The 25,046-nt window shown below is 72.9% G+C and carries 22 protein-coding genes; 11 read left to right on the top strand and 11 right to left on the bottom strand.

Annotated elements, in window-relative coordinates:
* Nucleotides 1-23: 23 nt before the first annotated feature.
* The 10 genes from dusB (at nt 24) to M0638_RS04990 (ending at nt 12,307) form a co-directional block, all read left to right on the top strand.
* Nucleotides 24-1,061: a tRNA dihydrouridine synthase DusB gene (gene dusB / locus M0638_RS05035; protein WP_248665867.1), complete on the top strand. Its 1,038-nt coding sequence runs from the start codon at nt 24-26 to the stop codon at nt 1,059-1,061.
* Nucleotides 1,058-2,290, top strand: coding sequence for a two-component system sensor histidine kinase NtrB (locus M0638_RS05030; protein WP_248665866.1), 1,233 nt, complete (start codon nt 1,058-1,060; stop codon nt 2,288-2,290). The genes dusB and M0638_RS05030 overlap by 4 nt, the downstream gene beginning before the upstream one ends.
* Nucleotides 2,287-3,738, top strand: a complete 1,452-nt coding sequence (gene ntrC, locus M0638_RS05025; RefSeq protein ID WP_248665865.1) for a nitrogen regulation protein NR(I) — start codon at nt 2,287-2,289, stop codon at nt 3,736-3,738. The genes M0638_RS05030 and ntrC overlap by 4 nt, the downstream gene beginning before the upstream one ends.
* 164 nt (nt 3,739-3,902) lie before the next feature.
* Nucleotides 3,903-6,335: a sensor histidine kinase NtrY-like gene (locus M0638_RS05020; RefSeq protein WP_248665864.1), complete on the top strand. Its 2,433-nt coding sequence runs from the start codon at nt 3,903-3,905 to the stop codon at nt 6,333-6,335.
* Nucleotides 6,325-7,731, top strand: a complete 1,407-nt coding sequence (ntrX, locus tag M0638_RS05015; protein ID WP_248665863.1) for a nitrogen assimilation response regulator NtrX — start codon at nt 6,325-6,327, stop codon at nt 7,729-7,731. Before M0638_RS05020 ends, ntrX begins: the two co-directional genes overlap by 11 nt.
* 210 nt (nt 7,732-7,941) lie before the next feature.
* Entirely contained in the window at nt 7,942-8,829 is an 888-nt protein-coding gene (locus M0638_RS05010) for a D-amino-acid transaminase (RefSeq protein WP_248665862.1), read from the top strand.
* On the top strand, nt 8,826-9,527 hold the full coding sequence (locus M0638_RS05005) for an HAD family hydrolase (RefSeq protein WP_248665861.1): 702 nt from the start codon (nt 8,826-8,828) through the stop codon (nt 9,525-9,527). Before M0638_RS05010 ends, M0638_RS05005 begins: the two co-directional genes overlap by 4 nt.
* A gap of 180 nt (nt 9,528-9,707) precedes the next feature.
* Nucleotides 9,708-10,034, top strand: a complete 327-nt coding sequence (gene hfq, locus M0638_RS05000; RefSeq protein WP_248665882.1) for an RNA chaperone Hfq — start codon at nt 9,708-9,710, stop codon at nt 10,032-10,034.
* An 86-nt stretch (nt 10,035-10,120) separates the two neighbouring features.
* On the top strand, nt 10,121-11,467 hold the full coding sequence (gene hflX, locus M0638_RS04995) for a GTPase HflX (protein ID WP_248665881.1): 1,347 nt from the start codon (nt 10,121-10,123) through the stop codon (nt 11,465-11,467).
* A 15-nt stretch (nt 11,468-11,482) separates the two neighbouring features.
* Nucleotides 11,483-12,307, top strand: coding sequence for an inositol monophosphatase family protein (locus tag M0638_RS04990; RefSeq protein ID WP_248665860.1), 825 nt, complete (start codon nt 11,483-11,485; stop codon nt 12,305-12,307).
* A gap of 64 nt (nt 12,308-12,371) precedes the next feature.
* On the opposite strand, the gene M0638_RS04985 is transcribed toward M0638_RS04990, so the two are convergent.
* The 11 genes from M0638_RS04985 to M0638_RS04935 form a co-directional block, all read right to left on the bottom strand.
* Nucleotides 12,372-13,511: an alpha/beta fold hydrolase gene (locus M0638_RS04985; protein WP_248665859.1), complete on the bottom strand. Its 1,140-nt coding sequence runs from the start codon at nt 13,509-13,511 to the stop codon at nt 12,372-12,374.
* A 94-nt stretch (nt 13,512-13,605) separates the two neighbouring features.
* The gene (mazG, locus tag M0638_RS04980) at nt 13,606-14,466 is read right to left on the bottom strand and encodes a nucleoside triphosphate pyrophosphohydrolase (RefSeq protein ID WP_248665858.1); all 861 of its coding nucleotides are present in this window, start codon (nt 14,464-14,466) and stop codon (nt 13,606-13,608) included.
* A complete protein-coding gene (locus tag M0638_RS04975) occupies nt 14,463-15,074 on the bottom strand; it encodes an HD domain-containing protein (protein WP_248665857.1) in 612 nt (203 codons plus the stop codon). The genes mazG and M0638_RS04975 overlap by 4 nt, the downstream gene beginning before the upstream one ends.
* A 279-nt stretch (nt 15,075-15,353) precedes the next feature.
* On the bottom strand, nt 15,354-16,172 hold the full coding sequence (locus M0638_RS04970) for an MBL fold metallo-hydrolase (RefSeq protein ID WP_248665856.1): 819 nt from the start codon (nt 16,170-16,172) through the stop codon (nt 15,354-15,356).
* A gap of 4 nt (nt 16,173-16,176) precedes the next feature.
* Nucleotides 16,177-16,950, bottom strand: a complete 774-nt coding sequence (locus tag M0638_RS04965; RefSeq protein WP_248665855.1) for a TatD family hydrolase — start codon at nt 16,948-16,950, stop codon at nt 16,177-16,179.
* Complete coding sequence (gene metG, locus M0638_RS04960) at nt 16,950-18,512, bottom strand: methionine--tRNA ligase (RefSeq protein ID WP_248665854.1); 1,563 nt, start codon at nt 18,510-18,512, stop codon at nt 16,950-16,952. The genes M0638_RS04965 and metG overlap by 1 nt, the downstream gene beginning before the upstream one ends.
* A gap of 70 nt (nt 18,513-18,582) precedes the next feature.
* Nucleotides 18,583-19,602: a DNA polymerase III subunit delta' gene (locus M0638_RS04955; RefSeq protein WP_248665853.1), complete on the bottom strand. Its 1,020-nt coding sequence runs from the start codon at nt 19,600-19,602 to the stop codon at nt 18,583-18,585.
* The gene (tmk, locus tag M0638_RS04950; RefSeq protein WP_248665880.1) at nt 19,599-20,294 is read right to left on the bottom strand and encodes a dTMP kinase; all 696 of its coding nucleotides are present in this window, start codon (nt 20,292-20,294) and stop codon (nt 19,599-19,601) included. The genes M0638_RS04955 and tmk overlap by 4 nt, the downstream gene beginning before the upstream one ends.
* Nucleotides 20,291-21,523: a D-alanyl-D-alanine carboxypeptidase family protein gene (locus M0638_RS04945; RefSeq protein WP_248665852.1), complete on the bottom strand. Its 1,233-nt coding sequence runs from the start codon at nt 21,521-21,523 to the stop codon at nt 20,291-20,293. The genes tmk and M0638_RS04945 overlap by 4 nt, the downstream gene beginning before the upstream one ends.
* Nucleotides 21,524-21,597: 74 nt before the next feature.
* Complete coding sequence (locus tag M0638_RS04940) at nt 21,598-22,476, bottom strand: septal ring lytic transglycosylase RlpA family protein (RefSeq protein WP_248665851.1); 879 nt, start codon at nt 22,474-22,476, stop codon at nt 21,598-21,600.
* A 215-nt stretch (nt 22,477-22,691) separates the two neighbouring features.
* Nucleotides 22,692-23,654 (bottom strand): lytic murein transglycosylase, encoded by a 963-nt coding sequence (locus M0638_RS04935; protein WP_248665850.1) that lies wholly within the window; start codon nt 23,652-23,654, stop codon nt 22,692-22,694.
* 315 nt (nt 23,655-23,969) lie between these two features.
* Between M0638_RS04935 and M0638_RS04930 the strand changes: the two genes are divergently transcribed.
* Nucleotides 23,970-24,701, top strand: a complete 732-nt coding sequence (locus M0638_RS04930; RefSeq protein ID WP_248665849.1) for a response regulator transcription factor — start codon at nt 23,970-23,972, stop codon at nt 24,699-24,701.
* The last annotated feature ends 345 nt before the right edge of the window (nt 24,702-25,046 follow it).

Genomic DNA, 25,046 nt, shown 5'->3' with positions numbered 1-25,046 from the left:
CACTCGACTAGCTTGCCCAAATCATGAGCAATATGATCGGCGCCGGCCCTCGGCCGCTCGACCTCGGCGGGGGCGTGCGGATCGAGACGCCGGTAATTCTCGCGCCCATGTCGGGCGTCACCGACCTGCCCTTCCGCCGTCTGGCACGCTCGCTCGGCACCGGCCTGGTCGTCTCCGAGATGATCGCCTCCCAGGCGATGGTCCGCGAGAACCGCCAGACCCTGAAGATGGCGGAGGTGGACGGCTTCGGCAGCCCCTCCTCGGTCCAGCTCGCCGGCTGCGACCCGGCGGTGATGGGCGAGGCGGCGCGGCTGGCCGAGGATCGCGGCGCCCGCATCATCGACATCAACTTCGGCTGCCCGGTGAAGAAGGTGGCGATCGGCCAGCAGGCCGGCTCGGCGCTGATGCGCGACGAGGTGGCCGCCGCCCGCATCCTGGAGGCGACGGTGCGCGCCGTCTCGGCGCCGGTGACGCTGAAGATGCGCATGGGCTGGGACCACAACAGCCTGAACGCGCCCCGACTCGCGCGCATCGCCGAGGAGTGCGGCATCCGTCTCGTCACGGTGCACGGCCGCACCCGCCAGCAGCTCTACACCGGCACCGCCGACTGGTCCTTCATCCGCCGGGTGAAGGAGGCGGTGTCGATCCCGGTGATCGCCAACGGCGACATCGTGACGGTCGAGGACGCGGCCGAGGCGCTGCGCCTCTCGGGCGCGGACGGGGTGATGATCGGGCGCGGCGCCTATGGCCGGCCCTGGTTCCCGCGCCAGGTGGCCGCCCGTCTCGGCCTCGCCCCGGCGGGCGACGCGGCCGCGCCGGGCCTCGCCGAGCAGATGCGGATCCTGCTGGAGCACTACCGGGACATGCTCGCGCATCACGGCCGCGACGTCGGGCTGCGCCTCGCCCGCAAGCATGTCGCCTGGTACTCCAGGGGCCTGCCCGGCTCGGCCGAGTTCCGTGCGGCGGTGAACCTGGCGACGGAGCCCGAGGTGGTGGAGCGGCTGGTCCACGCCTTCTACGGCCCCCTGCTGCAGGGTTGGGACACGGGAGCGGCGGCATGAGCGGCGTGGTGCAGCGACTGACCGCCGCGGCGCGCAACGCGCGCGGCCCCCGCGCGGCGAAGCCCGCGGCGGTGGAGAAGCGCGCGGCGCCGCTGCCGGACGCCGCGGCGATCCTCGGCGCGCTGCCGGTGCCGACGGTGGTGCTGGACGCCGGCAACCGCTTCTGCTTCGCCAACTCCGCCGCCGAGCAGTTCTTCCAGCTCTCCATCGCCACGCTCAACGCGATGCGGCTGGAGGACCTGGTGCCGCAGGACAGCCGCCTCTTCGCGCTGGTCGAGCAGGTGCGCGCCGCCGACGCGCCGGTCTCCGACTACGACATCACCCTCGACTCGCCCCGCCTGCACCGGCGCGACGTCGCCGTGCACGGCGCCCCGATGCAGGAGCTGCCGGGGGGAGCCACCGGGGCGGTGGTGCTCACGCTCAACAGCGTCTCCACCGCGCAGATGCTCGACCGCTCGCTGAATTTCCGCGGCGCGGCGCGCACCGCCAGCGGCATGGCGGCGATGCTGGCGCACGAGGTGAAGAACCCGCTCTCGGGCATCCGCGGCGCCGCGCAATTGCTGGAGCAGGCCGCCTCCGACCCCGACCGCGAGCTGTGCCAGCTCATCTGCGACGAGGCCGACCGCATCCGCACCCTGGTGGACCGGATGGACATGTTCTCCGACCACCCGATCGAGCGCGGCGCGGTGAACATCCATCAGGTGCTCGACCATGTCCGCCGCATCGCCAGCTCCGGCTTCGCGCCGCATATCCGCTTCGTGGAGCATTACGACCCCTCGCTGCCGCCCGTGTACGGCAACCGCGACCAACTGGTGCAGATCCTCTTGAACCTCGTGAAGAACGCCGCCGAGGCGATCGACCCGATCAACGGCGAGATCCAGCTCTCCACCGGCTACCAGCACGGCGTGCGCATCGCCGTGCCCGGCTCGCGCGAGCGGGTCCATCTGCCGCTCCAGGTCAGCGTGCGCGACAACGGCCCGGGCATCCCGGAGAGCGTGCGCGCGACGCTGTTCGAGCCCTTCGTCACCACCAAGCGCACCGGGCAGGGGCTCGGCCTCGCCCTGGTGGCGAAGCTGGTGGCCGACCAGGGCGGGCTGATCGAGTGCGACAGCCGTCCCGGCCGGACCAATTTCCGCCTCTCCCTCGCCGTGGCGCCGACCGGGTCGCCCCCCGGCAAATCCCCCGGCTCGGCATCCCTCCCGCACACGGCCCGGGGGGACCTGTCGTGAGCGACGAGAACGGCGCCCGCACCATCCTGATCGCGGATGACGACCGGGCCATCCGCACCGTGCTGAGCCAGGCGCTGGCGCGCTCCGGCTATCAGGTGCGCGCCACCTCCTCGGCCGCCACGCTCTGGCGCTGGGTGGAGGATGGCGAGGGCGACCTCGTGCTCACCGACGTGGTGATGCCCGACGAGAACGGGCTCGACCTCGTCCCCCGCATCCGCCGCGTGCGGCCGGAGCTGCGGGTGATCGTGATGTCGGCGCAGTCCACCTTCATCACCGCGGTCAAGGCGGCGCAGCGCGGCGCCTTCGAGTACCTGCCCAAGCCCTTCGACCTGAAGGAGCTGCTGGCCGTGGTGGCGCGCGCCCTGGTGCCGCAGCAGGCCGTGGCCGCGCCCCCCGGCGAGGAGGAGACGGGCGAGCGGCTGCCCCTGGTCGGCCGCTCGCCGGCCATGCAGGAGATCTACCGGACGGTGGCGCGCCTCACCACCACCGACCTCACCGTCATGATCACCGGCGAGTCGGGCACCGGCAAGGAGCTGGTGGCGCGCGCCCTGCACGACTACGGCCGCCGCCGGCCCGGCCCCTTCGTCGCCATCAACATGGCGGCCATCCCGCGCGAGCTGATCGAGAGCGAGCTGTTCGGCCACGAGCGCGGCGCCTTCACCGGCGCCCTGGCACGCGGGGTGGGACGCTTCGAGCAGGCCGCGGGCGGCACGCTGTTCCTCGACGAGATCGGCGACATGCCGCCCGAGGCGCAGACCCGGCTGCTGCGCGTGCTGCAGGAGGGCGAGTTCACCACGGTCGGCGGCCGCACCCCGGTCAAGGCCAATGTCCGCATCGTGGCGGCCACCCACCGCGACCTGCGGCAGGCGATCCGGCAGGGGCTGTTCCGCGAGGACCTGTTCTACCGGCTGAACGTGGTGCCGATCCGCCTGCCGCCGCTGCGCGAACGGATCGAGGACATCCCGCTGCTCGCCCGCCACTTCCTGGAGCGCGCCAAGGCCGCCGGCCTGCCGGCCAAGCAGCTCTCGGTGGATGCGATGGAGCGGCTCAAGGAGCATCGCTGGCCGGGCAATGCCCGCGAGCTGGAGAACCTGATGCGGCGCCTCGCCGCCCTCTACCCGCAGGAGACGATCGACGCCGACGCCGTCGCCGCCGAGCTGTTCGAGGCCGAGCCCGCCGCCGAGCCGCGCGGCGAGTCGCCCGAGACGCTGGAGCAGGCGGTGGAGCGGCATCTGCAAAGCTTCGTGTCGGCCCAGCGCGACGGGCTGCCGGTGCGCGACCTCTATGGCAGGGTGCTGGCCGAGGTGGAGAGGCCGCTGCTGCGCCTGGCGCTCGCCGCCACCCGGGGAAACCAGATCAAGGCGGCTTCCATGCTGGGCCTGAACCGCAACACGCTGCGCAAGAAGATCCGCGAGCTCGACCTGCCCGTGGTGCGCGGGGTCTCTTGACCAGGGCGGCACGGGCCGGGGCGGCGCGGGTCGCGGCCCCGCCGGCCGCCTCGCCCGCCGCCGGCCGGCCTGCGGCCTCCGCGCCCGGCAGCCGGTTGCCGGGCGGGCCTTCCGCGCCGGGCCCCCGGGTGCCCGGCGAGCCTTCCTCCGCGCCGGGCCCCCGGGTGCCCGGCGAGCCTTCCTCGCTGCTGCGCCGGCTGGTCGACTTCCTGCTCGGCCGCGTGGTCACGCTGGGGCTGGCGGTGCTGGCGCTGGTCTTCGCCGTCGCCACCTTCGCGCTGCTGGCCGACGGCAACCCGTTCGGCCCGACGCGCCCCGGGCAGGTCACGGCGCTGGTCTTCGTCAACCTCGCCGTGCTGCTGCTGCTCGGCGCCATCCTGGCCGGGCGGCTGGTGCGGGTCTGGGCGGAGCGTCGGCGCGGCTCGGCCGGCTCGCGCCTGCATGTGCGCCTCGTGCTGCTGTTCGGCGTGGTGGCCGTGGTGCCCTCGCTGCTGGTGGCGGGCTTCGCGGCGCTGTTCTTCAATGTCGGCGTCCAGGCCTGGTTCAGCGACCGGGTGCGCACCACGCTGGAGGAGAGCCTCGCCGCCTCCCGCGCCTATCTGGAGGAACATCGCGGCAACATCCGCGCCGACGCGCTGGCCATGGCCAACGACCTCAACCGCGCCGCGGTGATGCTGCCCGACAACGGGCTGACCTTCGCCCGGGTGCTGGCCACCCACACCGCGCTGCGCGGGCTGACCGAGGCGCTGGTCTTCGAGCCGACCCTCGGCCGGGTGCTGGCGCATGCCGGGCTGACCACCGGCTTCGTGCTCGACCCGCCCCCCTCCTGGGCGCTGGAGATCGCCCGCTCCGGCGACGTCGCCGTGCTGCCGGGCGAGTCGGAGGGGCGGGTGCGCGCCGTGGTCTCGCTCGACATCCAGCCCGGCCTGATGCTGCTGATCGGCCGCCCCGTCGACCCGCAGGTGATCGAGCACATGCGCCGCACCGAGCAGGCGGTGGAGCAGTACCAGCTGCTCGACCGCAACCGCTCGGGCCTGCAGATCACCTTCGTGATGATCTTCGCCGTGGCGGCGCTGCTGGTGCTGCTGGCGGCGGTGCTGGTGGGGCTGGTGCTCGCCAACCAGCTCGCCCGGCCGATCTCGGGCCTGATCAACGCCGCCGAGCGGGTCCGCTCGGGCGACCTGACGACGCGGGTGGAGGAGGGACGGGCGGACGACGAGGTCTCCTCGCTCTCGCGCGCCTTCAACCGCATGACCAGCCAGCTTTCCGCCCAGCGCGCCGAGCTGATGGCCGCCTACCGGCAGATCGACGACCGGCGCCGCTTCACCGAGACGGTGCTCTCGGGCGTCTCCGCCGGGGTGGTGGGGCTGGACCTGGACGGGCGGATCAACCTGCCGAACCGTTCCGCCAGCGTGCTGCTGGGCCTCGACCTCGACTCGGCGATCGGCCTGCCGCTCGCCGCCACCGTGCCGGAGATGGCCGAGCTGCTGGCGGCGGTGATGCGCGACGGCGTCGCGCGCACGGCCGAGATCCGCATGGGCTCGCCCTCCCACCGCCGCACCCTGCTCGCCCGGATCGGCGCCGAGCGCCAGGAGGCGGGGGAGGCGGGCCAAGGGGGAGGCCAAGGGGGAGGCCAAGGGGGAGGCCAGGGGAGGAGCCAGGCGGGCGGCAGGGGAGAGGCCGGCGGCGAGACGGGGGGCGCCATCGCCGGCTACGTGCTGACCTTCGACGACATCACCGAGCTGCTCTCGGCCCAGCGCAAGGCCGCCTGGGCCGACGTCGCCCGGCGCATCGCGCACGAGATCAAGAACCCGCTGACCCCGATCCAGCTCTCGGCAGAGCGGCTGAAGCGGCGCTACCTCAAGGAGATACAGTCCGATCCGGACACGTTCCGGGCCTGCACGGATACCATCGTGCGGCAGGTGGGCGACATCGGCCGGATGGTGGACGAGTTCTCCGCCTTCGCCCGCATGCCGCAGCCGGTGATCCGGCCCGAGGACCTGCGGCAGGTGGTGCGGGACGCGCTGGTCCTCCAGCGCGACGCGCATCCCGAGATCGCCTACACCACCACGATGCCCGAGACGCCGCTGAGCGTGCCCTGCGACCGCCGCCTGCTCGGCCAGGCGCTGACCAACCTGCTGCAGAACGCGGCGGACGCGGTGGGCATGCGCGAGGGGGCGGGGAGCATCGCCGTCCGGATCGTCCCCGCCGACGACTCCGTGTCGGTGGTGGTGGAGGATGACGGCGTCGGCCTGCCGGCGGGCGAGGAGCGGGAGCAGCTCGCCGAGCCCTACGTCACCCACAAGGCGAAAGGAACCGGCCTCGGCCTTGCCATCGTCAAGAAGATCATGGAGGACCATGGCGGTCGCCTGACCCTGGAGGACCGACTCGACGGTGCCTCCGGTGCGTCGCCCGGTCCGTCGCCCGGTCCTCTGCCAGGGGCGCGCGCGGTGCTGACCCTGCCCTGGCGCCCTGCCGCGGCGGATCGGCCCGCGGTGGCGGACGGCGCGGGCCAGCGGGCCGCGGAGGGAGGCGGGACCGGGGCCGGAACGGCGCCCGGTGCCGAGCACGGAGTGAGTGTCGCGCATGGCGCATGAGATCCTGATCGTCGACGACGAACCCGACATCCGGGCCCTGATCGAGGGCATCCTGACGGACGAGGGCTACGAGACGCGTCAGGCGCACAACAGCGACACCGCGCTGGCGGCCTTCCGCGCCCGGCGGCCGTCGCTGGTGGTGCTCGACGTCTGGCTGCAGAATTCCCGCCTCGACGGGCTCGGCATCCTCGACTCGATCTCGCGCGAGGACCCCCAGGTCCCGGTGGTGATGATCTCGGGCCACGGCACGATCGAGACCGCGGTGCAGGCGATCCGCCAGGGCGCCTACGACTTCATCGAGAAGCCGTTCAAGACCGACCGGCTGCTGCTGGTGGCCGAGCGCGCCCTGGAGGCCGCCCGGCTCAAGCGCGAGAACAGCGAGCTGCGCCTGCGCGCCGGGCCGGAGACCGACCTGGTCGGCGTCTCGGCCGCGATCTCGCAGATCCGCGGCGCCATCGAGAAGGTGGCGCCGACCGGCAGCCGGGTGCTGATCTCGGGCCCCGCCGGTACCGGCAAGGAGGTGGCGGCACGCATGATCCATGCCCGCTCCCGCCGCGCCGACGGGCCCTTCGTCGCGCTGAACTGCGCCACGCTGAACCCGGCCCGCTTCGAGGAGGAGCTGTTCGGGGTCGAGCCCGGAACGGACGGCGTGGCCCAGCCGCGCCGCGCCGGCGTGCTGGAGCGCGCCCATGGCGGCACGCTGCTGCTCGACGAGGTGGCGGACATGCCGCTGGAGACGCAGGGCAAGATCGTCCGTGCCCTGCAGGAGCAGGGCTTCGAGCGGGTCGGCGGCGCCACGCGGGTGAAGGTGGACGTGCGGGTGATCGCCACTACCAACCGCGACCTCGCCGCCGAGATCCAGGCCGGGCGCTTCCGCGAGGACCTGTTCTACCGGCTCTCCGTCGTGCCGCTGCGCATGCCGCCGCTGCGCGAGCGCCGCGACGACGTGCCGACGCTGGCGCGCCACTTCATGCAGCGTTCCGGCGAGACCTCCGGCATGCCGCCGCGCGACCTCTCCGAGGACGCGCTGGCCGCCATGCAGGCCTATGACTGGCCGGGCAATGTCCGCCAGCTCCGCAACCTGATCGACTGGCTGCTGATCATGGCCCCGGGGGCGGCGAGCGACCCGATCCGCGCCGACATGCTGCCACCCGAGGTGGGCTCGGCGGCGCCGGCCATGCTCAAGCTCGACCGCTCCTCCGAGATCATGACGCTGCCGCTGCGCGAGGCGCGGGAGCTGTTCGAGAAGCAGTACCTGGAGGCGCAGCTCCTCCGCTTCGGCGGCAACATCAGCCGCACCGCCAATTTCGTCGGCATGGAGCGCAGCGCGCTGCACCGGAAGCTGAAATTCCTCGGCGTGCAGGCGGACGAGCGGACGCCGACGCCGATCGCCTGAGAGTTTGTGAAAGAATGCCCGTCAGCGTTGGAACCGGCCGAAAAAGACGGGTCTTTTCAACGGGCATTCTTTCACGGGTTCGATTTCTTCACACACCATGAGCGTGCCGGGGCCGGCGCGGCCCCGCGCCGGGTCAGGGGCCAGTTCCGATGCATCCCCGCGCGCCGGCCGCTGCCGTGCCGCGCGGGGTGCTCAGCCGCAGAGGGCACCATGTCGCGTATCGCCTACGTCAACGGACGCTACCTGCCGCAGCGCGACGCCGCGGTGAACATCGAGGATCGCGGCTACCAGTTCGGCGACGGCATCTACGAGGTGGTCCACGTCCAGGACGGCCGCTTCATCGACGAGGACGCCCACCTCTCCCGCATGGAGCGCTCGCTGGGCGAGATCCGCCTCGCCCAGCCGATGGGGCGACGGGCGCTGCGGCAGGTGCTGCGCGAGGTGGTGCGGCGCAACCGCATCACCGACGGGCTGGTCTACATGCAGATCACCCGCGGCGTCGCCCGGCGCGACCACGGCTTCCCCGCCGCCGCCGTGCCGCCCGCCTTCGTGGTGACGGCCCGGCGCATCCCCGGCTTCCCGGCCTCGCTGGAGGGCTGGAACCTCAGGGCGATCACCCATCCCGACCTTCGCTGGGCGCGGCGCGACATCAAGAGCGTCAACCTGCTGCCCAACGTGCTGGCCAAGCAGGCGGCGCGCGAGCAGGGGGCGGGCGAGGCGATCCTCTACGAGGAGGGCACCGGCCAGGTGACCGAGGGCTCCTCCACCACGGTATGGATCGTGGACGAGGAGGGGGTGCTGCGCACCCGGCACCTCGACCATGCCGTGCTGCCGGGCTGCACGCGCGGCGCGCTGATGGAGCTGCTCACCGGGTCCGGGATCGACTTCGAGGAGCGCGGCTTCACGGTGGAGGAGGCGCGTCGGGCCCGCGAGGCCTTCCTGACCTCGGCCACCAGCTTCGTGAAGCCGATCCTGGCGATCGACGGCGAGTCGGTGGGCGACGGGCGGCCCGGCCCGGTGACCCGCCGGCTGTTCGAGATCTTCGCGCGGCACGTGAAGGGGCTGCCGAGCAACTCCCGCCCCGGGGCCGCGGCGTGACGGCACCCGCCGTGGAAGCGGGGGCGGAAGTCCCGGCCCCGCCGCGCCCGCGCGCCATCCTCTGGGACTGGGACAACACGCTGGTGGATGGCTGGGCCGCCATCGCGGCAGGGCTGAACGCGGCCTTCGCCGCCTTCGGCCTGCCGGCCTGGACGGTGGCGGAGACCAAGGGGCGCGTCCGCCGTTCCCTGCGCGAGAGCTTCCCCGAGATCTTCGGCGGGGAATGGGAGCGCGCCCGGGACCTGTTCTATGCCGAGGTGCGCGCCCGCCATCTCGCCGTCCTCGCCCCCATGCCGGGGGCGGAAGCCGCGCTGCGCGCCGCGGCGCGCTGGCCGCAGGGCGTGGTGAGCAACAAGCAGGGGCCGCTGCTGCGCGCCGAGGCGGCGCATCTCGGCTGGGGCGGCTATTTCGGCGCCCTGGTCGGCGCCGGCGACGCCGCCTCCGACAAGCCCGACCCGGCGCCCTTCCGCATGGCGCTGGCGCCGCTCGGCATCGAGCCCGGCCCGGCGGTCTGGTATGTCGGCGACACCGGCATCGACATCCAGGGCGCGCGTGCCGCCGGCTGCACCGCGGTGCTGCTGGGCGATGCCGCGCATGACGGCGGCGTCGCCAGCCTCGCCCCCGATGCCGCCTTCCCGGATGCGCCGGCCCTGGCGCGCCATCTCGAGACGCTCGCCCGACTCGAAACGCTTGCCTGAACGGTTGTGGATCGCCAGATTGGGCATTGGCTGGCCGCCGAACACTGGCGGGGCCGGGCGGGGTCTTCCCGCCGCATCCACCAACCCATGGTGCGCGCCCGGCGCGCGCCATCAACAAGCTGGCGACGATCCGCCCCTCGCGGGGACGGGCGTGCCGCCGGCGCGAAAGGGCCTACGGCCATGGCCGCAGAGAAATCCCAGAACGTGCAGGACGTGTTCCTGAACCACGTGCGCAAGAGCAAGACCCCGGTGACCATCTTCCTGGTCAACGGCGTGAAGCTCCAGGGCATCATCACCTGGTTCGACAATTTCTCGGTGCTGCTGCGCCGGGACGGTCATACCCAGCTCGTCTACAAGCACGCCATCAGCACCGTGATGCCCGGTGCGCCCATCCAGCTCTTCGACGCCAGCGCCGCGGGTGCCACGGCCCGGCCGGAGGGCAACACCCTGACCCGCGAGGCGCTTTCCCTGCCGGTGCGGGAGACGGCCACGGCAAGCGGGAGCTGATACTGCAACCTGCCAATTCGACCGACGGCGGCCGCGCGAAGGCCGCCGTCCATCCGACCGATGGCGGCCACACCAGGGCCGCCGTCATCCTGCCCTTCGAGCGGCCGCATCGCCCCGCCGCCGAGGGGTTCGGCACCCGCCCGGCCTCCGACGCGTCCGGGCAGCGCGCCGCGGAGGCGCGGCTCGCGGAGGCGGTGGGCCTGACCGCCAGCATCGGCGTCACCGTCGTCCACAGCGCCGTCTACCCGCTGCGCCTGCGCCGCCCCAGCACCCTGCTGGGCGAGGGGCAGGTGGAGATGGTGCGCCAGTCGATCGAGGAGCAGTCGGTCGCCGTCGCGGTGGTCGACGCCGCGCTGACGCCGGTGCAGCAGCGCAACCTGGAACGCGCCTGGGACTGCAAGGTCATCGACCGCACCGGGCTGATCCTGGAGATCTTCGGCGAGCGCGCCCGCACGCGGGAAGGCACGCTGCAGGTCGAGCTCGCGCATCTGGAGTACCAGCGCACCCGGCTGGTGCGGTCCTGGACCCACCTGGAACGGCAGCGCGGCGGCTTCGGCTTCCTCGGCGGCCCCGGCGAGTCCCAGATCGAGATCGACCGGCGGCTGATCGGCGAGCGCATCGTCAAGCTCAAGCGCGAGCTGGAGCAGGTGCGGCGCACGCGCGGCCTGCACCGCGAGGCAAGGCGGCGCGTGCCCTACCCGGTGGTGGCGCTGGTCGGCTACACCAATGCCGGCAAGTCCACCCTGTTCAACGCGCTCACCGGCGCCGGCGTCTACGCGCAGGACCAGCTCTTCGCGACGCTCGACCCGACCATGCGCGCCATCCGGCTGCCCTCCGGCCGCGTCGCGATCCTCTCCGACACGGTGGGCTTCATCTCGGAGCTGCCGACCGAGCTGGTCGCCGCCTTCCGCGCCACGCTGGAGGAGGTGGCCGCCGCCGACGTGATCCTGCACGTCCGCGACGTGGCGCATCCCGACACCGCTGCGCAGCGCGCCGACGTGCTCGGCGTGCTGGACGACATGGCCGAGGGGCCGGACGCGGCCCTCGACGCCGGCTGGCGGAGCCGCGTCATCGAGGTGCTGAACAAGGCCGACCTGCTCGGCGGCACCGATCATGTGCCGGGTGGCCAAGCCCCGGTCGGCGCCCAGGCTGGCGCGCCGGGGAGCGTCGCGCCGGGGCAGGACGGGCAGGCCGTGGCCGTCTCGGCGCTGACCGGCGAGGGGCTGGAGGCGCTGCGCGCGGTGCTGGACGAGCGGCTCGCCGCCGGCATGGAGACGGTGGAACTGGCGCTGCCGGCCGCGGACGGCGCCGGGCTCGCCTGGCTCTATCGTCATGGAGAGGTGCTATCGCGCGAGGATGGCGAGCACGATATTCAGCTCCGCGTCCGCCTTTCGCCCGCCGACCGGGCACGATTCGAGCAGCGGGCGAGCTGAAGAGGACGATCCCGCATGTTCGACCGCGCGACTCTGACGGAGGTCGCCTCGCTGCTGCGCGAGGCGGCGCGGACCGAGATACTGCCGCGCTTCCGGCGCCTGGGCGCCGACGGGATACGGGCCAAGAACGGGCCGTTCGACCTCGTCACCGATGCCGACGAGATCGCCGAGCGGCGCATCGCCGCGGCGCTGGAGGCGCGCTTCCCCGGCTGCCTGATCGTCGGCGAGGAGGGCTGCGCCGCCGACCCGTCGCTGCTGCCCCGGCTCGCGGGGGCGCCGCTCGCCTTCATCCTCGATCCGGTGGACGGCACCGCCAATTTCGTCGCCGGCGTGCCGCTGTTCGGCGTGATGGCGGCGGCGGTGCGGCACGGCGAGATCGTGGCGGGCTGGATCCACGACCCCTTCGTGGACGACACGGCGATCGCGGCGGCCGGGCAGGGGGCCTGGCTGGAGGATGCGGCGGGGGCACGGACGACGCTGCGGGTCGCGCCGGCGCGGCCGCTGGAGCAGATGAAGGCCTCGATCTCCTTCCGCTACCTGCCCGAGCCGCTGCGCCAGCGCGTCGCCTGCCGCATGCCGCGCTTCGGGGCGCATTTCGAGTACCACTGCGCCGCCCATGCCTACCGCGTGGTGACGGCCGGGCACGCGCATGTGCTGCTGTTCAACCGCACCATGCCCTGGGACCACGCGGCGGGCTGGCTGCTGCACCGCGAGTCGGGAGGCTACGCGGCCCGCTTCGACGGCTCGCCCTATTCGGTGCTGGAGACCACCGGCGGCCTGATCGCGGCGCCGGACCGGGAGACATGGGAGGCGGTGCGGGCCACGATGCTGGACCCGTGAGGCCCGCGGCAGCCCCGGCTGCCACGGTCTCCCATGGATCCCGGGGACTTCCCGGGCCCCGGAGTCACCCCGTCCCGAGCCGGACGAGGAAATCGCGGGTGCGGGCGTTCACCGCGTTCCACTCCGGCGTGCCCTCGGGCTGCGAGGTGGCGAGGTGGCCCTTGTCGGTCTCGACCCGCAGGTAGTTCACCAGCGGCAGATGCTGCATCATCTCGGCGGTGAGGTCGGGCGCGATGGTGCGGTCCGTGCTGCTCGCGATCACCAGCGCCTGGGCGCGGATCCGGCCGAGCGCCGCCGCCATGTCGCCGCCGAAAGGCTTCGAGACGTCGTGGTTGCGGCTGGCGTGGTAGCGCCAGAGGATCGAATTGGCGTCCCAGTTGCGCGCCCAGTTCTCGCCGAAGGCGAATTTCGCCCGGTCGAAGACGGCATCGTCGCGCAGCGCCGCGGAGGTCAGATAGGCATCGCTGTAGAGCCAGGGGAAGTAGATGATGCCGGCCCGGCGTATGCCCTCGGTCGGGTTGCCGGCGTAGCGGCCGCCCTGGTAGCCGGGATCGAGCGTGATCATCGCCTCGACCGTGTCCACGACCGTCTGGAAGCGCCGGTCGCTGCGCGCCGCCGGCACCCAGAGGATGAGCGCCCGCATCATCTCCGGATGCGCGATGCCCCATTCCAGGCCCTGGAAGGAGCCCATCGAGGAGCCGCCCACCGCCAGCAGCCGCTCCAGCCCCAGCCCGCGCGTGACCAGCTCGTGCTGCGCGCGCACCATGTCGCGGATGGTGTAGCGCGGGAAGTCGACGCCCATCCCGTCGGCGGGCTTCGAGGAATTGCCGCCGCCGATCGGGTCTGCCCCGATGACGAAGTAGCGGTCGGTGTCGAAGGCCTTGCCCGGTCCGATGTAGCTCGCGGCGAAGTGGCGGCCGCTGCTGGTTCCCGGCACGAGCAGGATGGCGTTGTCCCGGCGCTGGTTCAGCCGGCCCCAGGTGGCGTAGCCGACCTTCATCCCGTCCAGGCTGCGGCCGTTCTCGAAGGTGAAGCGGGGAATGGTGTGGACGGCCTCCGCGGGTGCGCCGGCGGGGGCAGGGGCGGGGGCAGGGGCGGAGGATGAGCCGGCGGCGGAAGGTGCCGCACCGGTCTGCGCCAGCAGCGGCGTGGCCACCAGGCCGAGGGCGAGGCCAAGGCCGGCTCGCCGGGTGAGATCGTCCATGATCGCTTCCTCCGGGCACCTCTCGTCGGGTGCCAGGAGGCAAGGTTACGGTGCCGCGGGATTCGCGCAACGGATGCCGGCGGCGTCCGCCCGGTCAGGTCCTCCCCTGTGCGGTCCTCTCCGCGCGCTTCGCCGCGGCCCATTGCGCCTCCATCTCGTCGAGCGTCGCGTCGCCCGGTGCCTTGCCCTCCGCGGCGAGGGCCTGCTCCACGGCGCCGAAGCGGCGCTCGAACTTGGCGTTGGCGCCGCGCAGGCATTCCTCGGGGTCGAGGTCGAGCTTGCGCGCCAGGTTGGCCAGCACGAAGAGCAGGTCGCCCATCTCGTCCTTGAGGCGGGTCCGGTCGCCGTCCTCGCCTTCCCGGGGAAGCTCGGCGCGCAGCTCCGCCACCTCCTCGTCGAGCTTTTCCAGCACGGCCTCGGCATCCGGCCAGTCGAAGCCGACGCGGGCGGCACGCCGGGTCAGCTTGGCGGCGCGGGTGAGGGCAGGGAGGCCGGCCGGCAGGCCGGCCAGCGTACCCGTCTCGGCCCGCGCGGCGCGCTCGGCGGCCTTCTGCGCCTCCCACATGCCGCGCACGGCGCCGGCGGCGCGCGCCGCCTCGTCGCCGAAGACGTGCGGGTGGCGGCGGAGCATCTTGTCGGCGATCGTCCGGGCGACGTCTCCGAAATCGAAACGATTGGTGGCGGTGCCATCTCCCTCTGGACCGTCTCCCTCGGGCCGCTCGGACGCCATCTGCGCGTAGAAGACGACCTGGAACAGCAGATCGCCCAGCTCGTCCAGCAGGGCGGCGCCGTCGCGCCGGGCGATGGCGTCGGCGACCTCGTAGGCCTCCTCGATCGTGTAGGGAGCGATGCTGTCGAAGTCCTGCGCCTGGTCCCAGGGACAGCCGTCGCGCGGGTCGCGCAGCCGCCGCATCACCGCCAGCAGCCGGCCGAGCGCCGCCTCGGGATCGCTCATGGCCGGGCTCCCAGCAGCCTGATGTCGCGGGCGATGTTGGCCCGCGCGGCCGGTTCCCAGGAGGCGGGGGTGCGGGGCGAGCGGAACAGGCGCGGGGCGCGGTCCAGGCCGATCAGGAAGCGGCGGCGGCCGTCGCGGAACTCCGCGTCGCTGGCCGCGGGGTGTTCCCGGCGCAGCCGGCGCGTGTTCTCGCAGAAGCATTCCCAGTCGCTGGCCATGCCGGCGAGGTCGAGGTCGCAGAAGCGGGTCTCGTCCTCGCCCTCGGCCGCGAGGTGGTCGCCGGTGGCGCGGATCATGCGCGCGGCGCGGGCCGTCAGGGCGGGATCGAGGCGGAGCCGCGACGCGGTGCGCTCGAAGGCCCGGGCCGAGGCTTCCTCGTTCTCGCCGCGCGGCGCGCCCGGCAGCAGGATCAGGTCATGATAGGCCGCGGCCCAGAGCACGGCCTGGTCCCCGGGGTCGCCGCCGGTCTCCAGGTGCATCTGCCAGATGGCGCCGATGTGCCGGGCGTCGTGATAGTGGCGGTCGGGCGCGGTCATGGCGGCGCGGACCTCGTCGCGCATGCCCGGCTCCAGACGTTCCAGCAGGTCGTTCCAATGCTCAAGCGACATCGAGGCGGCGATTCTCCAGGGCGTTGGGCGTAACCGATCCGACGCCCGGGCGCGTGAACGGTTCCAGGCCGGCAGGGCGGCCATGGCGATCCGACGGTGACATCCGGATGCGGGGATCGGCAACGGGGGCGGCAACCCTGGTCGAAGGGCCCGATCGAAGGGGCTGCCCGCAATGACCGCATAAGATATATTATGTAAACTGATATCGATCCGCCATCGGGTGCCGCCGGCTCCCCGGCCTCGATCCGGCCCAGCCTGATCGGTTCAGGCCCGATCGGTTCAGGACGGCACCTCCAGCCGCATCCCGTCGTAGGCGGGCTCGATCCCCGGCGGCAGCATCTCGCGCAGCATGGCGTAGTCCATGTCGGGTCCCATGTGGGTCAGGACCGTCCGGCGTGGCCGGAGGCGTTCCACCCACTCCAGCACCCGCCCGATATTGGCGTGCACCGGATGCGGGTCCCGCTGGAAGCAGCCGACCACCCAGGTGTCGATCCCCTCCAGCGTCGCCAGGCTCTTCTCGGGCAGTTCCACCACGTCGGTGCTGTAGGCGAAGCCGCCGATCCGCAGGCCCAGGGTCCGCATCACCTTGTGGTCCTGCTCGAAGGTCCGCAGCGCGAGGCCGGCAGCGGTGAACTCGCCCGCCAGCGGCACCGGCAGCGCCACCAGGGCCGGCCGGTAGAAGGTCGGCGTGGGCGGCAGGAAGGCGTAGTCGAAGCGCCGGCCGACATCCTCCAGCGTCTCCTCGGTGCCGTAGGCCGGGATGACGCCGCCGATGCTGCGGTTGAGCGGCCGCATCTCGTCCACGCCCATGATGTGATCGGCGTGCTGATGGGTGAACACCACCGCGTCCAGGCGCCCGATTCCCGCCGTGAGAAGCTGCTCGCGCAGGTCCGGGCCGGCATCGACCAGCAGCCGCCCGCCCTCCGGCCCCTCCACCAGGATGGCGCTGCGCAGTCGCCGGTTGCGCGGCTCGGCCGGATCGCAGACGCCCCAGTCGCCGAAGCCGTCGCCGGGCCCTGCCCCGCCGCCCAGCCGCGGCACGCCCGCGGAGCCGCCGCAGCCGAGGATCGTGACCTTCAGCACGGCTTCGGTCGGCATCGGTTCAGGCCACGGCTCTCGGATAGAGCCGCCGGAAGTTCGCCGTGGTCAGCGCCGCCAGCGCCTCCGGCGTCATGCCGCGCACCGCGGCCAGCACGCTGGCGGTGTGCGCCACGTAGGCCGGCTCGCAGCGCTTGCCGCGCAGCGGCACCGGGGCGAGGTAGGGCGAGTCCGTCTCCACCAGCAGCCGCTCGGCCGGCAGGTCGCGGGCGATGTCGCGTATCTCCTGCGAGCGCGGGAAGGTCAGGATGCCGGAGAAGCTGACATAGCCACCCATTTCCACCGCCTTTTCAGCCAGTTCCCGCCCCGAGGTGAAGCAGTGCAGGAGGAATTCGAACGGTCCGGCCTCCCGCTCCTGGCGCAGGATGGCGAGCGTGTCCTCGTCCGCCTGCCGGGTGTGGATGGCGAGCGGCAGCCCGGCCTCGCGCGCGGCGCGGAGATGCCGGCGGAAGCTCTCCTGCTGCCGGTCGCGCGGCGCCTTGTCGTAGAAGTAGTCGAGGCCGCTCTCACCGAAGCCGATCACCTTCGGATGGTCGGCCAGGGCCACCAATTCGGCCACCGTCGGCAGTTCGCCTTCGCCGGCATTGTGCGGATGCACGCCGACGGAGCACCAGACCCCGGCGAATCGTTGCGATATCGACTTTACCTTCTCGGCCTGGGCGACGCTAGTGCCAATCGTCACCATCCGCTCCACCCCGGCCTCGCCGGCGCGCGCGACCAGTGCCTCGATCTCGGCGTCCTCGAAATAATCCAGATGGCAATGACTATCGATCAACATCAGCCTGCAGCCGTATCATCCTGGATTTTCGTGAAAAGCGGCGCGGGCGATGGCAGCGCCGCGCCATCCTCCAGCACCGTGCCCAGCGCCGCCAGCGACCGGGAATCGGGCGGCACGCCAAGCTGGTCCAGCATTCGGTACATAGTATCCGGCATGAAAGGTTGCAGTACCGTTGCCACGATGCGCAGCGCATCCAGCAATGCCCGCAGCACGGAGGTCATCCGCTCCGGATCAGTCTTGCGCAGCGACCAGGGCTTCTGCGCGTCGATCCAGGCATTGCCCAGCCGCACCACCACCCAGACGCGCTCCAGCGCCTCGTGGAAGGCCTGCCGGTTCAGCGCCTCGTCCACCACGGCCGGCAGTGCCCGCGCCGGGCCGAGCAGCTCCTCGTCGGCCGGGTCCGGCTTCGGGTTGCTGGGGCGGCCTCCGCCGCAATTGCGCGCGACGAGGCTCAGCGTGCGCTGCGCCAGGTTGCCAAGATCGTTCGCCAACTCGTTGTTCAGGCGGGAGATCAGGGCGCGGCGGCTGAAGTCGCCATCATTGCCGAAGGGCACCTCGCGCAGCAGGAAGAAGCGCACCGGGTCGAGCCCGAACTGGTCCACCAGGGCCAGCGGGTCGATCACGTTGCCCAGCGACTTGCTGATCTTCTGCCCCTCGTTGGTCCACCAGCCATGGGCGAAGACGCGGCGCGGCGGTTCCAGCCCGGCGGCCATCAGGAAGGCCGGCCAGTAGATGGCGTGGAAGCGGAGGATGTCCTTGCCGACGAAGTGGACATCGGCCGGCCAGAACTTCCACTTCTCCGCATTCTCATCGGGATAGCCGACGGCGGTGATGTAGTTGGTGAGCGCGTCCAGCCAGACATACATCACGTGGTCCGGGTCGCCCGGCACCGGCACGCCCCAGCGGAAGCTGGTGCGGCTGACCGAGAGGTCCTGCAGCCCGGACCGGACGAAGCTCAGCACCTCGTTGCGCCGCGTGGCGGGGGCGATGAAGTCCGGGTTCGCCTCGTAGAAGGCGAGCAGCCGCTCGCCCCAGGCGGAAAGGCGGAAGAAGTAGCTGGGCTCCCTCACCCACTCCACCGGCGCGCCGGTGGGCGCGAAGCGCTGGCCGTCGCGCTCCACCAGCTCGTCGGGGCCGTAGAAGGCCTCGTCGCGCACGGCGTACCAGCCCTCGTAGTCGCCGAGATAGATCTCGCCCCGCTCGCGCAGCCGCTCCCACAGCGCCGCGCAGGCCGCCTTGTGGCGCGGCTCGGTGGTGCGGATGAAGTCGTCGTTCGAGTAGTTCATCCGCGCCGCGAGGTCGCGGAAGTGCTGGCTCACCCGGTCGGTGAAGGCCTGCGGGTCCATGCCGGCATCGGCGGCGGCCTTCTCCACCTTCTGGCCGTGCTCGTCCGTGCCGGTCAGGAAGAACACCTCGTGCCCGTCCAGGCGGCGCCAGCGCGCCAGCACGTCGGTCGCGAGCGAGGTGTAGGCGTGGCCGATATGCGGCCGGTCGTTCACGTAGTAGATCGGCGTGGTCAGGTAGGTGCGCGGGCGCGCGCCGCCGCCTTGGCTCTCGGGCATCTCGATATCCGGCATTGCTAAGGGTCCCCGGCCCGGGGCGCTCACCGGTCGGACAGGCGGAGGCGCCGACTCAGGGGGTGGGAAGCCAGCCCAGCCCGGTCAGCACGGCCTGCTTGCGGTCGAGGTTGAGCCGCTCCGTTTCCTCGGCGAGACTCCCCAGCTTGTCCCACAGGGCCGCCCACTCGGCAAGCGGACGGTGGCCGAGCCAGGACGCGGCCTCGCCGCCGCGCGCCGCCTCGCCCAGCGCGGCGGCCAGGGCCCGGCGCAGCAGCGACACGAAGGTCGCGAAGGCGGCGGCGTCGCGCCGACCGGCCACCTTCTCCGCGACCGCGAGGTCGTGCCGGCGATCGCCGCGCGGCAGCAGGGCGAGAGTCGCGGCGACGAGGCGGTGCAGCTCCAGCCCCTCCGCGTCGGCGAGCTGCAGGGCGCGGCCCGGCGAACCCTCCGCCAGCCGCAGCAGCTCGTCGCGCTCGCCGGCGGGCAGGTCCGGCAGCCAGCGCGCCAGCAGCGGCGCCAGCGCGGCATCCGGCAGCGGCGCCAGGTCGAGGCGGCGGCAGCGGGAGCGGATGGTCGGCAGCAGCCGGCTCGGCACGTCGGTGACGAGCAGCAGCACGGTGCGCGGCGGCGGCTCCTCCAGCGTCTTGAGCAGGATGTTGGGCGCCACGTCGCGCTCGGTGCGCTCGGCCTCGTCCACCACCACGACGCGCCAGCCGCCCTCCGCCGCCGTGTGGGCGAGGAAGCGGACGGCGGCGCGGGCGTCGTCGGCGCGGATCACCTCCTTGCGCCCCTTCTCGCCCGCGTTCGGCGCGACGGTCAGCAGGTCGGGATGCGTACCGGCCGCGATCCGCGAGACGGCGGGATGGCGCGGATCGACGGCGAGCGGCGGCTCGCCGGGCCGCGGCGCGGGGCGCCCGGCCAGCAGCCAGCGGGCGAAGCGGTAGGCGAGCGTCGCCTTGCCGATGCCGGGGGCGCCGGCGAGCAGCCAGGCATGGTGCAGCCGCCCGGCGCGGGCGGCCTCCTCCAGCGCGGCGGCGGCCGCGTCGTGCCCGACCAGCGCGGTGTTGGCGCGCGGCGGCGGCGGCAGGCTCATGCCGGCAGGGGATCGACGAGCGGAACGCCGAGCCGGCGGCCCACGGCCTCCCGCAGCGAGGCGGCGACCACGTCGGGCGGCCGCGCCGCCTCGACCAGCTCGCAGCGTTCCGGCTCGGCCGCGGCGATGGCCCGGAAGCCGGCGCGGATCCGCTCGTGCGTCGCGTCCGGCATCCGCTCGTAGCGGTCGGCGCCGCCGCGCGTGGCGACCCGGCCGAGGCCGATCGCGGGCGGCAGGTCCAGCACCAGGGTCAGGTCCGGACGCAGGCCGTCCAGCGTCAGCGCCGCCAGCCCGTCCACCAGGGCGCGCGGCACGCCCTGGCCGAAGCACTGGTAGGCGACGGTCGAGTCGAGGAAGCGGTCGCACACCACCCAGATGCCGGCCGCGAGCGCGGGGCGCAGCGTGTGCGCCAGGTGCTCGCGACGCGCCGCGAAGTGCAGCAGCGCCTCGGTGACTGGGTCCCAGGGCTCCGACGGGCCGCGGCCGAGCAGCACGGCGCGCAGCGCCTCGGCCCCCGGCGCGCCGCCGGGCTCGCGGGTGCGCAGCACCGGCAGGCCGGCGGCGGCGAGCGACCCGGCGAGCCTGAGCGCCTGGGTGCTCTTGCCCGCCCCCTCCCCGCCTTCCAGCGTGATGAACCGCCCGCCGGGCCGCCCGTCGGGCGGCGGCCCGGCGCGGCCCGGCGCCGCGCTCAGGAGCCGGAGACCCAGCGGCCGATCAGCGTCGGCACGCGCATGACGATGCCGAGACGCGGCACGTCGGCGCCCGCCAGCAGCGGCAGGCTCATCGGCGGCACGCCGGTGCCGGAGACCTCCAGCCGGCCGACCTCCTGCCCCCGGGCGACCGGGGCCGGGATCGGCGCGTCGTAGCGGATCTTGGCCTGCATGGTGCGGCGCCACTGGCGCGGCAGGGTCAGCACCAGGTCGCGGCCGCCGACCAGCGGCACGGTCCGGCTGTCGCCGAGATAGACCGGCGCCTGCTCCACCACCTCGGCGGCGCGGAACAGCACCACGTTCTCGAATTCGCGGAAGGCCCATTCCATGAGTCGGGCGCCCTCCTCGGTGCGCTCGCGCATGGACTTCGTGCCGTTGATCACCATGATCACCCGCCGCTCGCCGCGCTTGGCGCTGCCGGTGATGCCGAAGCCGGCCTCCTCGGTGTGGCCGGTCTTGAGCCCGTCGGCGCCGGCGACGCGCGCGAGCAGCGTGTTGCGGTTCTCCTGCGTGATGTCGTTCCAGCGGAAGGAGCGCTCGTTGAAGTAGCGGTAGTCGTCCGGGAAGTCGTGGATCAGCCGGCCCGCCAGGGTGGCGAGGTCGCGGCAGGTCATCAGGTGCTCGGGGTCGGGCCAACCGGTGGCGTTCTTGAAGGTGCTGTTCTGCAGGCCGATCTTGCGCGCCGTCTCGTTGAGCTGCTCGGCGAACTGGGTCTCGGAGCCGGCGATGCCCTCGGCCAGCACCACGCAGGCATCGTTCCCCGAATGGACGATCACGCCCCGGATCAGGTCCTCCACCTTCACCGAGGTGCCGACCTGCACGAACATGCGCGAGCCGCCCATCTTCCAGGCGCGCTCGGAGACCGGCAGCTCCTGGTCCAGCCGCAGCCTACCCTGCTTCAGCATGTCGAAGACGACGTAGAGCGTCATCAGCTTCGACATGGAGGAGGGGTGCATCCGCTCGTCGGCGCTCTTCTCCAGCAGCACCGCGCCGGTGTCGAAATCCACGATGATCGCCTGCCGCGCCACCGTGTCGAACGGCCCGAGCGGCGTGCTGGCCGGCGAGCCGACGGGGGCGGGCGGCGTGCGCTGGCCGCCGCGCGCGCCCCGCGCCGGCGGCGCCGCGGCGCGCTGCGCCTCCGCCTGGGGCGGGAGCAGGCCGGCCGCCGCGAAGGCGGCGGCGGCACCCATCAGGGACCGACGGTGCGGCATGGCTGGTATCCTGGTCTTCTCGAAGGTCCGTGGCGGGCGGGAGGGCGGAACGGCCGGGACGGGCGAGTCGCCGGTCATTCGACGGTGATCCGCGCCTCCGATACGCCGGAGCGGAGGACCTGCTCAAGCGTCCTGTCGGCGGCGGCGGGGTCGGGGAGCGGGCCGATGCGGACGCGGAACTGCTCCCGCCCGCGCGGGCCGCCCGCCTGCACCGTGGCGCCCGCGCCGGCGAGCGAGGCGGCCTGCCGCGCCGCCATGTCGCGCCGCGAGAAGGTGCCGGCCTCCACGTAGAGGCTTCCCGGCGACGGCGCGCCCTGCGCCACCTGCTCGGGCAGCCGGTCGGGCACGACGGGAGCGGCCTCCGTCACGCCGGCGGCGGGGCGGGCGAGCGGCGCCGCCTCCCGCACCCGCTCGGCGGCGCGCGCGCCCGGCGGCGGGGGCAGCGCCTCGGTGGCGACGGCCCCGCGCGGCGCGGCCACCGCCGGCGGCGCGTTCTCCTCGCCGGGCAGCGCGGCGGCCAGCGCCTGGCTCTCGGCCGGCCGCACCGCGACACGCACCTGGGTGCCGTCGCGCACGCCCAGCAGCTCGGCGGCGCGGCGCGAGAGGCCGATCACCCGCCCCGGCGGCGCCGGGCCCCGATCATTGGCGCGCACCAGCAGGGAACGGCCGTTCTCCAGGTTGGTCACCTCCAGGATCGACGGAAGCTGGAGCGTGCGATGGGCGGCGACCAGGGCGGCGGGGTCGTGGATCTCGCCGTCGGCGGTCCGCCGCCCGGCCCGGCGGTCCGGCAGGATCGTCGCGAGGCCCGACTGGACCAGCGTGGTGTCGGCGCGCGGGTAGGACCAGACGCCACCCATCTCGTAGGGGGCGCCGACCGTGTATCGCGGCGCCGCGGCCGGCGACGCGGTCGGCGCCGGCCGGCAGCCGGCCAGCGCCAGCACGGCCAGTAGCACCGCCCCGGCCGCGGCGCGGCGATGTCCTTTCGGCGGGGGGATGGCGCGGAATCCTCCGTGCCGGGAAGCGAGGGCCGCCGGCGCGATGCGGCGGATCGTGCCGGGCCCCCGACGCTCACCCTCCTCCCCCGGACGCGGGAAAGACCGGCCGGACCGGCCCGCGGACCACTCGAACAGGCGCCGAGGCGTCATGTCGGGGGCAGGCGCCGAGCCGGTCAGGCGACCCGGTCGGACAGGATCCCGACGGCGAGGGAATAGAAGTCCGACGGGTTGTAGCGACGGATGGCATTGAAGTTCGGATAGACCGCGAAGGCCTGCCCGCCGAGCCCGCCCGGGATCAGGATCGCGGCCTGGACCTCGGCGACCGGCAGCGGGCTGCCATCGGCGCGGCGGACGCCCATCCGCGACCATTCGGCGACGGAGCGCGTGTTGCGCCGGTCCGCGAGCGAGGGGTCGAAGCCGCCGGGCAGAATCACCTCCCGCCCCCACAGCTCGTCCTCGCGCCAGCCGGAGCGGGCGAGGTAATTGGCGACCGAGGCAAGCGCGTCGGCGCGGCTGTCCCAGATGTCCTTGCGGCCGTCGCCGTCGAAGTCCACGGCCAGGCGCTCGAAGCTGGTCGGCATGAATTGCGGCTGGCCCATGGCGCCGGACCAGCTTCCCTTCATCCGCTCCGGCGTGATGTGCCCGGCATCGAGGATGCGCAGCGCCGCCAGCAGCTCGCGGCGGAAGAATTCCGCGCGGCGGCCGTCCCAGGCCAGGGTGGCGGTGGCCTCGATCACGTTGAAGTTGCCGGTGCCGGCGCCGAAATTCGACTCCATCCCCCAGATCGCCAGCACCACGCGCGGGGAGACCCGGAAGCGGGCGTTGATGGCATCGAGCAGGCTGCGGTTCTCGACGTAGAGCCGCCGGCCGTTCTCGACCCGCTGCGGCGAGACGATGCGGTCGCGGTACTGGTCCCAGGTCATGGTGAACTCGGGCTGGCGCCGGTCCAGCTCCAGCACCCGGCTGTTCGGCTGCACCCCGGCGAAGGCGCGTTGCAGCGTGGCGGCGGAGATGCCGCCGCGGCGCGCCTCGGCGCGCAGCCCCGCCAGCCAATCGTCGAAGGAGCCGGCCGCGAGCCCCGTGCCCGGCAGGGCGAGGAGGCCGGCGCCGGCGAGGAGGAAGCGCCGATTCACCATGCGCGGAGAGGTGCCATGTCCACGGAGGCTCTGCAACGAGGCAGGTGCGCGAGCGGGCCGCGCCGCATGGTGCGCTCTTTAATAAGAGCATCACCATTTTTCGGCCATGATGCCGACATGACGGGATCCGGAGCCGATTTCCTTCCTGATGGTTGAGGAACCATGAAGGTACCGTCCCCGCTTCGTGCCGGGGCGCGCCCCTGCCGCGGCCAAATCATGGTTTTTTTGACATCAACCGCGAATAGCGCTTTCGAGATACACCCATGGGTTGTATAGAAGGGAAGACGCTTCCAACCCTGGCTGGTGAGACCTGCGATGCGTGTTCTCCTGGTTGAAGACGATACCTCCGCGATGCGTGGCATTTCGCTGATGCTCCGGCGATCCGCGATGGTCGTCGACACCGCCGACACCGGCGAGGAGGCAGGCGAGCTGCTGCGTCATTATGATTACGACGTGGTGGTTCTTGATCTGATGCTGCCCGACATGAGCGGCTACGACGTGGTCCGGCAGATGCGTGCCAACCGCAACGAGACGCCGGTGCTGATCCTGTCCGGCCTGTCGCGGACCCAGGCGCGGGTGGACGGGCTTTCGGCCGGCGCGGACGACTTCCTCTGCAAGCCGTTCGATGCCGACGAACTGGTGGCCCGGCTGCAGGCCATCGTCCGCCGCGCCCGCGGCTTCAGCCAGCCGACCCTGTCCGTCGGCGCCCTCACCCTCGACCTCAGCTCGCACGAGGTGCGGGTGGGCACGAACCCGGTGCCGCTGACCGGCAAGGAATACGCGATCCTGGAACTGCTCACCCTGCGCAAGGGCACGGTGCTGACCAAGGAGGTGTTCCTGAACCACCTCTACGGCGGGCTGGACGAGCCCGAGGTGAAGATCATCGACGTCTTCATCTGCAAGCTGCGCAAGAAGCTGGCGCAGGCCGGCGCCAGGGACCTGATCGGCACGGTCTGGGGCCGCGGCTACCTGCTCAAGGACCCTGCCAGCCCGCTGCGCCTGTCGCCGCGCGCGGCCGAGGCTCCCATGATGGGCGCCGCCGCCTAGGAGCATTCTCAAGCCAGGCGTCCCTCGCCTGGCGACTCGGAAGATGCGCCAGACCGAAGCCTGGCGCCCTTCCGGCCCGAGACGGTCAGGCCGGGAAGTCTCCCAGGATGCTGCTAGGGCCGGCAGGCCGCCGGCCACCCTCATTCTGCAGGGGCCTGAGGACAAGGTGCCGAACCGGGCGACCTGCCGTTGCCGCCGCGGAAGTCCCTGCCTCGGCGGGGCGGCACCCATCCGCGCAGCTCTTGTCCAATCTGGACGAGCTGTCCAATTTGGACAAGGCATCGGGTCCGGAATAGCCTCCCTCACCGCAACGCCACTTTCGGCGGCGCACTGCCTTGGCCCGTG

It is taken from the genome of Roseomonas acroporae (assembly GCF_023223525.1).
GTDB lineage: Bacteria > Pseudomonadota > Alphaproteobacteria > Acetobacterales > Acetobacteraceae > Roseomonas_E > Roseomonas_E acroporae.
This window is presented reverse-complemented; position numbering and strand designations above follow the sequence as displayed.

What these genes read in the sequence shown, in the direction of transcription:
- M0638_RS04965 (WP_248665855.1), bottom strand. Translation starts at nt 16,950, where the DNA reads ATGTTGATCGATAGTCATTGCCATCTGGATTATTTCGAGGACGCCGAG.
- M0638_RS04930 (WP_248665849.1), top strand. Translation starts at nt 23,970, where the DNA reads ATGCGTGTTCTCCTGGTTGAAGACGATACCTCCGCGATGCGTGGCATT.
- mazG (WP_248665858.1), bottom strand. Translation starts at nt 14,466, where the DNA reads ATGAGCGATCCCGAGGCGGCGCTCGGCCGGCTGCTGGCGGTGATGCGG.
- M0638_RS05010 (WP_248665862.1), top strand. Translation starts at nt 7,942, where the DNA reads ATGTCGCGTATCGCCTACGTCAACGGACGCTACCTGCCGCAGCGCGAC.
- M0638_RS04975 (WP_248665857.1), bottom strand. Translation starts at nt 15,074, where the DNA reads ATGTCGCTTGAGCATTGGAACGACCTGCTGGAACGTCTGGAGCCGGGC.
- ntrX (WP_248665863.1), top strand. Translation starts at nt 6,325, where the DNA reads ATGGCGCATGAGATCCTGATCGTCGACGACGAACCCGACATCCGGGCC.
- M0638_RS04970 (WP_248665856.1), bottom strand. Translation starts at nt 16,172, where the DNA reads ATGCCGACCGAAGCCGTGCTGAAGGTCACGATCCTCGGCTGCGGCGGC.
- M0638_RS05030 (WP_248665866.1), top strand. Translation starts at nt 1,058, where the DNA reads ATGAGCGGCGTGGTGCAGCGACTGACCGCCGCGGCGCGCAACGCGCGC.
- M0638_RS04955 (WP_248665853.1), bottom strand. Translation starts at nt 19,602, where the DNA reads ATGAGCCTGCCGCCGCCGCCGCGCGCCAACACCGCGCTGGTCGGGCAC.
- hfq (WP_248665882.1), top strand. Translation starts at nt 9,708, where the DNA reads ATGGCCGCAGAGAAATCCCAGAACGTGCAGGACGTGTTCCTGAACCAC.
- metG (WP_248665854.1), bottom strand. Translation starts at nt 18,512, where the DNA reads ATGCCCGAGAGCCAAGGCGGCGGCGCGCGCCCGCGCACCTACCTGACC.
- M0638_RS04985 (WP_248665859.1), bottom strand. Translation starts at nt 13,511, where the DNA reads ATGGACGATCTCACCCGGCGAGCCGGCCTTGGCCTCGCCCTCGGCCTG.
- M0638_RS04935 (WP_248665850.1), bottom strand. Translation starts at nt 23,654, where the DNA reads ATGGTGAATCGGCGCTTCCTCCTCGCCGGCGCCGGCCTCCTCGCCCTG.
- M0638_RS04990 (WP_248665860.1), top strand. Translation starts at nt 11,483, where the DNA reads ATGTTCGACCGCGCGACTCTGACGGAGGTCGCCTCGCTGCTGCGCGAG.
- M0638_RS04945 (WP_248665852.1), bottom strand. Translation starts at nt 21,523, where the DNA reads ATGCCGCACCGTCGGTCCCTGATGGGTGCCGCCGCCGCCTTCGCGGCG.
- dusB (WP_248665867.1), top strand. Translation starts at nt 24, where the DNA reads ATGAGCAATATGATCGGCGCCGGCCCTCGGCCGCTCGACCTCGGCGGG.